The following is a 4,148-nucleotide window of genomic DNA, read 5'->3' on the forward strand; positions in this document are numbered from 1 at the left end:
GTATAAAATAATATTAAATTTAGTTTAAAAATATTTTATTAATTTATTTTTATAATAAGCAAATGCATTTAAGAAATAAGGAGATAGATTAATTTCTTTGAAAAAATAACCTTTTTAAATAAAAATGAGATGAATTATAAATGAAAAAAAAAATATTTTACTGGTCTCCTTTTTTCTCAAATATAGCCACAATTAAAGCTGTCTTAAATTCTGCAATTTCAATTAATAAATTTTCTAGAGATGATTTAAAACCTATTTTGATTAATGTAATAGGAGAATGGGATGAATTTGAAAATATAATCGCAGAAAATAATATTGAGGTTATTGATTTAAAATTAAGAAAATATTTTAAAAAAAAAAAAATAAATGGCTTTTTTTTAAGTAGGTATTATCAAATAAAAATATTTTTTTTAGCATTTATACCTCTTTATAATGTTTTAAAAAAAAATAGGTCGAATGTATTTATATTACATTTAGTTACGTCTTTGCCATTATTTATAAATTTTTTTTTTAACACAGGAATAAAAGTAATTTTAAGAATATCAGGTTTACCACGTTTAAATTTTTTTAGGAAATTTTTTTGGAAAATAGTAATAAAAAAAGTAGATACAATAACAACACCAACAATTGCAACAAGAAATTATCTAAAAAAAATTTTCAAAAAGCAAAAAATATGTTTGCTTAGAGATCCAATTATTTTTGTAAAAGAAATTTTGAGGGAAAATAATAAAAATCAAAATAATAATAATCTAGGTTATAATGTATATGTATCGATTGGAAGATTAACGAAACAGAAAAATTTTATTTTTTTATTGGAATGTTTTAAAAAAATAATAGAAAAAAATAATAATAATTGTCTTTATATTTTAGGAAGTGGTGAAGATTCAAAAAAATTAAAAAAATTTGTCGATGAAAATAATTTAAAAAAAAATATTTTTTTTGAGGGTTATAAAAAAAATGTTTATGAATATTTAAATAAATCTAAGGCTTTTATTCTACCGTCTTTATGGGAAGATCCGGGTTTTGTTCTAGTTGAAGCTGCTTATGCAAATACATTAATAATTTCAAGTAATTGTAATAATGGTCCTAAAGAGATTGTTGAAGATAATCAAAATGGATTTTTATTTAAATCAAATGATAAGTCTGATTTTTTGAGGATATTTGAAAGTTTAGAAAAAATTCCAGAAAAAGATATTTATAAAAAAAAATTAAATGCAAAAAAAATGTCGCGAAATTTTTCTTTATTCAATCATTATTTAGAGTTACAAAAAATTTTGATAAATGTTTAAAAAAAAAAAATTAGTCATTTTTGTTCCTTCAATAGAGGATGGTGGAGTCGAAAAAAATTTATTTTTAATCACAAATTATTTATCATCTAAGAACATAAACGTTAATTTAATTACTGCCAATCAAGATAAAAAAAAACATTTTTTACAACAAGTAAATTTTATTTCTCCCCAATCATCTTTTTTGAATAAAAAAAATAGATTTTATAAAACATTATTTTGTTTTTATTTGTTATTTAATTTTTTTTTAAAAAATAAAAATTTATTAATTTTGTCTTTTCAAGCAAATATTTATGCTATTTTTTTTGCATTTTTTTTCAGAATTAAAATTATTACAAGATCTAATACTGCGCCAGGTGGATGGTCTTCTAACATAATTAAAAGGTTTATTTTTAAAATTTTTTTTAGATACCCAAAAAAAATTATAGTAAATAGTTTAGATTTTAAAAAGCAATTAGACAAAGAATTTGGTATTAATTCTAAATGTATTTATAATCCATTTGATGACAAAATTGTAAAAAATAAAATTCATACAAAAATAAATTTTAGTTTCTTTAAAAAAAATTTTAATAATATTATTAACATTGGAAGAATGACTGATCAAAAAGATCAAATAGTATTATTGCAGGCTTTAAATAAATTAAAGGGTCAAATTAAATTTAAATTAATCATTTTAGGTAAAGGAAAAAATAAAAAAAAACTAGAAAATTATATTTTTAGAAATAAGCTCAAAGATAATATAAAAATAATTGGATATAAAAAGAATCCTTACCCTTATATAAATAAAGCTAATATTTTTATATTATCTTCAAAGTTTGAAGGATTACCAAATGTTTTGCTAGAGGCACAATACTTAAAAAAAATAATAATATCCTCAAATTGTCCGACAGGCCCAAGAGAAATTCTTTTAGGTGGTAAGGCTGGTTTTTTATTTAAAGTTGGAAATATAAATGAATTAAAAAAAAAAATACTTTTTGTGACAAATAAAAATAATAAAAAAATTATAAAAAATAAAATTAAAAAAGGGTATAATTCAATGTATCGATTTGATTTTAATAAAAATATGAAACTATATTTAAACGAAATAAAAAAATATTTATAAACCAATTTTAATGGAACTTTTAATTTTTGTCAGTTTTATTCTCTTTGCATTGTGGTCGATTTTAGGTTTTGGAAAATTATTTGAAACTTTGTTTTTTGATGGTTCTGTGAATATTAATATTGGTTTAACAGGATTTTTTGGATTATTTATACTTAGTTCTTTAGCATACATTACACACTTATTTGCATCTCATAATTATATCCATAATCTGATTTTACTCTTTTTTGGGTTAACATTATTTATTTATTTTTATAAAAATAGCTCATTACGAATTTCAAAAATACATTATTTAATATTTTTTTTATTAATAATTGGTGTTTTTTTGGCTAAATCTCATGATGATTTTGGATATTATCATTTGCCAAATGCGCTACATTTTTCACAAAATAAAATTGAGTTTGGTTTAGGAAATTTAAACCATGGTTTTAAACATCATTCATCAATATTTTATCTATACTCAATTTTTATTTTTCCATTTATTGAATTTTATTTAATTAATGTTTTAAACTTCTTTTTTTTATTTTTTGTAGTAATTTTTTTGTCTGATAACGTTTTTAATGACTTAAAAAAAAAACAATTTGATAATAGCACTCTTATTTCTGTAATCTTTCTGATATTGTTTATAAGTCTATTTAATAGAATAGGAGAATACGGTACTGATATTACAGGACAACTTTTAGCAAGTATTTTAATATATATTTCAATAAAACTAATATTAAGAGATAGCGTAAATAAAGAATATCTTTTAATTTTTATATCTCTTCTTACATATCTAATAACTATTAAAACATATTTTCTGGTTTATATTTTTTTCCCAATTGTTTTATTAACTTATAATAAAAATAAATTAATAAGATATAAAGATTTACTAATATCAAAGATATTTTTTTTCTCATTTTTGATTGGTATACTTTTTTTAATAATAAATATTTCAGCAACTGGGTGTATAATATTCCCAATAAAAAATTTATGTTTTCCAAATTTATTTTCATGGGGTTTAAATTTAGATACAGTTAGCTATATGTCTACATGGTATGAAATTTGGTCTAAAGCTGGAGCTGGACCTGATTTCAGAATACAAGATCCTTTAGATTATATTAAAAATTTTAATTGGTTAAATAATTGGATTGAGAGATATTTTTTTACAAAGGTGACTGATTTTTTGTTGGCATTGTTTGTTGTATTGTCAATAGTCTATCTTACCTTTAGAGATAAAATTAAAGTTAGCCACATTTATAAAATTAAAAAATTACTTTTTTTTTATGTGTTAATTTTTATGATGTTTGCTTTATGGTTTTTAAAATTTCCATCACTTAGGTATGGTGGTTATATTTTAGTTATTTCTTTAATTGCAATCCCTTTTTCTTTCTTATTTGATTTTAAAAATGTGAATTATAAAAAAACTAAAAAAAGTTTTTATATTTTATTTGCAGTTGCAATTTTAGTTTTTTTTTCAAGAAATGTTATAAGGCTAAATAAAGAATTTACTTACTCTGCAGTTGAAAATTTTAATTCTTTTCCATTTTTTTATGTTAAAAAAACAACATACAAAGAAGAGATAATTAACAATCAAAAATTTTATATAGTTTCCAAGGGTAGTTGTTGGGCTACTCCAACACCATGTTTAAAAAATTCTGATATAAAAATCATCAATAGATTTAATTATAGATTTTATGAATAATAGAATATATGAAAGATAAAATATCAGTCATAATACCTTTCTATAAAAATTTAAAATATTTATTTAAATCAATCAAATC

At 20.1% G+C, this 4,148-nt stretch carries 3 protein-coding genes; all 3 read left to right on the top strand.

The features are described 5' to 3' along the window. The first annotated feature begins 140 nt into the window (after positions 1–140). From ACTT9R_RS05465 to ACTT9R_RS05475, 3 genes are read left to right on the top strand one after another with little or no spacing between them, the layout of a single operon-like run. Positions 141–1,289 carry a glycosyltransferase gene (locus ACTT9R_RS05465; protein WP_440927006.1) on the top strand — a complete coding sequence of 383 codons (1,149 nt, stop codon included), beginning with the start codon at positions 141–143 and terminating at the stop codon, positions 1,287–1,289. Beyond that, positions 1,282–2,388 carry a glycosyltransferase gene (locus tag ACTT9R_RS05470; protein WP_440927007.1) on the top strand — a complete coding sequence of 369 codons (1,107 nt, stop codon included), beginning with the start codon at positions 1,282–1,284 and terminating at the stop codon, positions 2,386–2,388. The genes ACTT9R_RS05465 and ACTT9R_RS05470 overlap by 8 nt, the downstream gene beginning before the upstream one ends. Before the next feature lie 10 nt (positions 2,389–2,398). Beyond that, a complete protein-coding gene (locus ACTT9R_RS05475) occupies positions 2,399–4,069 on the top strand; it encodes an LIC_10190 family membrane protein (RefSeq protein ID WP_440927008.1) in 1,671 nt (556 codons plus the stop codon). Positions 4,070–4,148: the final 79 nt, after the last annotated feature.

The sequence above is a fragment of the Candidatus Pelagibacter sp. genome, assembly GCF_052049835.1.
Taxonomy (GTDB): Bacteria; Pseudomonadota; Alphaproteobacteria; order Pelagibacterales; family Pelagibacteraceae; genus Pelagibacter.